The following is a 4,239-nucleotide window of genomic DNA, read 5'->3' on the forward strand; positions in this document are numbered from 1 at the left end:
AGGCTGTCTCTTTTGTCCTGACAGTTCCTTTCCCGTCGGAAAGAAACTGCCACGACAGCATACTGCGGGAACGTTAGGCCCAATTTCAGAAATAAAATACACATAGATAATGAAAAGTTTAAAATATATTATTCCGAGTCTATTTGATGAAGAATCTTTAGACAGAGTAGATTATTACATAGAAAAAATAAATGAATCCTTAAAAACAACCAATAAACTTTTTGTAACTAATTCATCTTTGATTTTATTATCAATTGTTGCTTATCACCTTATAATTACTGGAAATCTTTCTGAAATAAACATTCTAGGACAAAAACTTATAAATTTAGATTTTATAAAAACATGGTTTCTTTTAATTCCATCACTTTTGATTTGTATAACTTCATTTATAGGATATTTGAGAGTTTACCAAAAAGAAACTATAGAATGGTTACTAGCGAAACATCGAAAGAAAGAATTTGATTCAGAAATTTTTAGATTAACCTTACCTCCTTCATATATTCTAGGACTTGATTTAATACGAAGACAGGAAAATTCACTTATCAAAATGATAACAATAATTCCGACTTTTATTTTTGGATTTATAACAATAATCGCGCCCATAATTTATATAAATTACAACTATATTGAGTTACTTTCGAATACTGCAGGAAATGCACAAGTATTAATCAGCTATTTAATCAGTTGCATTTTAATCTTATGCGGAATGACTGTAATCTTTATCAGTCAAAAAATCTAGGAGTGACTTAATTCTGAAAAAAGAAAAACTGGGCCTAACACACGGTATAGTTCATGGCAGTACTTTTAAACCAAATAATTCAACGTTCGCGCACAGCACTTTTCGTCCTGACAGTTCCTTTCACGTAGGAAAGAAACTGCCACGACACCATACCGCGGGAACGTTGTATGGCATTTGTCTAATCAACTATGAAAGCTAAATACTTTACATATATTTTAATAGCTCTTGTTATTTCCTGTACTGAAAATGATAATAACGGCTGGAGTAAAGTTGTCAAAACCGATGACTATAAAAAACTTGAGAACTATATTTTATCTAATCCAAATTCTTCCCATTTTAATGAAGCAATTTTTCATATAAAAAAGCTAAAAAACAAAGAGGATTCAATAAATAAAATCCCATTATATCCTGCATATTACGGGAGGAATATTGCAAGAATTGTACTAAGAAACGACAGTATATTTTGGATCGGAGAAAAACTAGATAAGCCAATAACGAAATCAAATCTTTACCACATTGCATTGGAATATTTGATAAATAAATCCGACGATTCTGAGGGCCCAGAAAAAGAAATTTACAAAGTAGATAATACACCAATTATAATTTCTCATGGACGCTTTTTGATAGTATATGATAAAAATAGTAACCCCAAAAATTTGCAACAGATTATATATACAATCAAGAAAGTCCTTATTGAGTATAGAAAATCTTTTTTAAAAGACTTAGAGTTAAAAGAAAATTCTTTGCTTGACACCATATTATTTAATAACAGAGTGTCAATATTTGACTGGCAAAAGAATTATGAATAAATAAAAAACGCCATACAACACGCGGTCATAGTGCATGGCAGTATTTTTAAACCAAATAATTCTACGTTCGCTACAAACACCTTTTGTCCTGACAGTTCCTATCCTATCGGACAGAAACTGCCACGACACCATACCGCGGGAACGTTAGCAATAAGAGATAAAACCAACCATTAAACAATTAATGCTTATGAAAAAAGAAACTTCATTTTTTATGTTTATTATATTGTTAAACATAATATTCAATACCGGCTGTGAAAATAATAATTTAGAGGCAGAAAAACCTTTTACAGAGGAGCAAATACTCCCAGATCATTCTGTAAAGATTACTAAGATCGAGAAAATTGAGGATAGATTATTAGACTTAGGAGAAGCACCAAATCTCCCACTTCAAGTAATTATTTCACTAGATAATGGAAGTTCAGATACTGTCCCTATTGAATGGAATGGTTTTTTTAATCCGGTCCTTGAAGGAAAATATCATTTGCAAGGATACCTGTATACAAAACATAAACCATACATTATGCCTACTTCACCCATTTCGGTTAACTTGACAGTAAAAGATTCTGGAACTAAAATAAAAAATAGGATTTTCAATTATGACCAGGAAACTTGTTTAATGGGAGCTGCTGATTTTTTCTTTGAGTCAGAAGGTAAATTGACACCACTAACGGCTATTGACAGACAGAAGGTACTAGTGCAAGAAACGATTCTTGATGAATATGAATTTTATGTTAGGGTGTTGGAATCAGAAAAGGAACGCAAAGAATACCAAGATAGCTTATTATTATTGAATAATTATAACTGGCAACAAATGGCGGATATAATGTTTAATTATAATGAATCGAATTACGAATTAGATTCAGCATTTTATGACATCCTACCTCCTTTTAAAGATGCAGACATTATGTATGATGTTAGGGTTGTTTATCGTTATGCAAAACAACAGGTAACAAGTCCAATTGAATTAACGGAAGAAGCACAAGAACTATTAAAAGAAAGTCCAGTAGAATTTAAGAAAAAATACGGTAATAAATATATCTCAGCCATCACATTAGGGTATTACGCAGCATATACCATCCCATTCAATATTATAGACAATAGTAATCCTGAAGATGTCTTTAAAGATATTGCTCAGTTAGTAAGAAACAAAGACGATAATACTCAATGTAAGGGTTATGTAAATGCCCTAACAACAAACCTAATTTACCACCATGGCGTTTATTCTAAAGCCAAGATCTACTTAGCAGAAAGTAAATCTAATTATATTAATCAGATGAAATCTTACATTGAAAGTAATCCAAAGAAAAAATATAACGAGATGTATATTGAATATTCCGTTTTCAACTTTTAATAACTCCTATTGCTAACACACGGTATAGTGCATGGCAGTATTTTTAAACAAAATGTATAAACGTTCGCTGCCAGCTCTTTTCGTCCTGACAGTTCCTTTCACGGGTGAAAGAAACTGCCACAACACCATACCGCGGGAACGTTAGCAGCAAGGCATTTAAACTAACCGAAATGAAAAACTTATTTATTTTATTAATTCCAACTCTTTTGATAATATTTTTTTCCTGTGATAAAAATGAAACTGTAGAAACTGAGAATGTAAAATTTATACTTGACTCAAAGAGTGTAGATGGTAAAGTAAAAGGCTTTAGATTTGAAAGTAAACAAATCATAGATTATCCCAATTCAAATGGGGTAAAACCTGACTTTACGGTTCTGGCACAAGTTAAAAGTGCAGGTTTGATAATTGGCCCATATTTATCTAATCCAGACATGAAAAATACTTTCGTTTTGACTAAAGAATTTTCAAATTTGGATAGTGCCAAACTATTCTACAGTACATATGATTACTCAAATGATTCAACATTTGAAGTTATGGCATTAGATGTTAAACCTTATCAAATTTGGACTATTAAAACAGAAAATGAATTAAGAGGAAAGATTCTTATCCTTAAAACCTTAGGAGCAGAAATAGACAGTACTCCATATGCGGAGATGGAGTTTCTAGCCGATAAAATAAAATAAGCCCAGCTGCTAACATGCGGTCATACTGCATGGCAGTACTTTTTAATCAAATATATCAACATTCGCGGTCGGGCTCTTTCATCCTGACAGTTCCATTCCCGTCGGAAAGAAACTGCCACGACAGCATACCGCGGGAACGTTAGGTGCAACCGTCATTAAATTGACTGTCAATTTTAATTTAGTTGCTGCTCTTAGCTGGGTAGCCGTTAATTTGCCAACGCTTTATTTAAATGGTGCTTAGAGTTGGCGGACACCGCATTAACGTCTCCCCTATGCTGGTCTTCACGTTTGAGTAGTTAGGGTGTGATCTTTAAACTCAAAGTTGTCGCAGCAACTGTCCTTAGTACCAGGAAAGTTTCGTGTTTTGGGTTTTCAGATTAACGACAGGGAAATTGAGCGGGAAAGATGACCAGATCTTACAATCTCAATGCGGGCGGACAAAGAAACAGCAGCACCTAACACACGGTCATACTGCATGGCAGTACTTTTAAATAAAATATTACAACATTCGCGGGTTATCGCTTTTGTCCTGACAGTTCCTTTCCCTTAGGAAAGAAACTGCCACGACAGCATACCGCGAAACGTTAGGTGCAACCGTCATTAAATTGACTGTCAATTTTAATTTAGTTGCTGCTCTTAGCTGGTTAGACGTTAATT

At 33.3% G+C, this 4,239-nt stretch carries 4 protein-coding genes; all 4 read left to right on the forward strand.

What is annotated here, in order from left to right; translation table 11 throughout:
- The first annotated feature begins 109 nt into the window (after window positions 1-109).
- Window positions 110-739: a hypothetical protein gene (locus tag ACE1EF_RS19875; RefSeq protein WP_375722459.1), complete on the forward strand. Its 630-nt coding sequence runs from the start codon at window positions 110-112 to the stop codon at window positions 737-739.
- A 188-nt stretch (window positions 740-927) separates the two neighbouring features.
- Window positions 928-1,548 carry a hypothetical protein gene (locus tag ACE1EF_RS19880; protein WP_375722460.1) on the forward strand — a complete coding sequence of 207 codons (621 nt, stop codon included), beginning with the start codon at window positions 928-930 and terminating at the stop codon, window positions 1,546-1,548.
- Between the two features lie 187 nt (window positions 1,549-1,735).
- Complete coding sequence (locus ACE1EF_RS19885; RefSeq protein ID WP_375722461.1) at window positions 1,736-2,899, forward strand: Ig-like domain-containing protein; 1,164 nt, start codon at window positions 1,736-1,738, stop codon at window positions 2,897-2,899.
- A gap of 170 nt (window positions 2,900-3,069) precedes the next feature.
- Window positions 3,070-3,582: a hypothetical protein gene (locus ACE1EF_RS19890; protein WP_375722462.1), complete on the forward strand. Its 513-nt coding sequence runs from the start codon at window positions 3,070-3,072 to the stop codon at window positions 3,580-3,582.
- Window positions 3,583-4,239 lie beyond the last annotated feature (657 nt).

The sequence above is a fragment of the Quyinboa sediminis genome (assembly GCF_042219855.1).
Classification (GTDB): Bacteria; Bacteroidota; Bacteroidia; order Bacteroidales; family UBA5342; genus JBHJHP01.

Bases quoted from the DNA above. Each gene is read 5' to 3' on its own strand.
- ACE1EF_RS19890 (WP_375722462.1), top strand. From the start codon at position 3,070: ATGAAAAACTTATTTATTTTATTAATTCCAACTCTTTTGATAATATTT.
- ACE1EF_RS19880 (WP_375722460.1), top strand. From the start codon at position 928: ATGAAAGCTAAATACTTTACATATATTTTAATAGCTCTTGTTATTTCC.
- ACE1EF_RS19875 (WP_375722459.1), top strand. From the start codon at position 110: ATGAAAAGTTTAAAATATATTATTCCGAGTCTATTTGATGAAGAATCT.
- ACE1EF_RS19885 (WP_375722461.1), top strand. From the start codon at position 1,736: ATGAAAAAAGAAACTTCATTTTTTATGTTTATTATATTGTTAAACATA.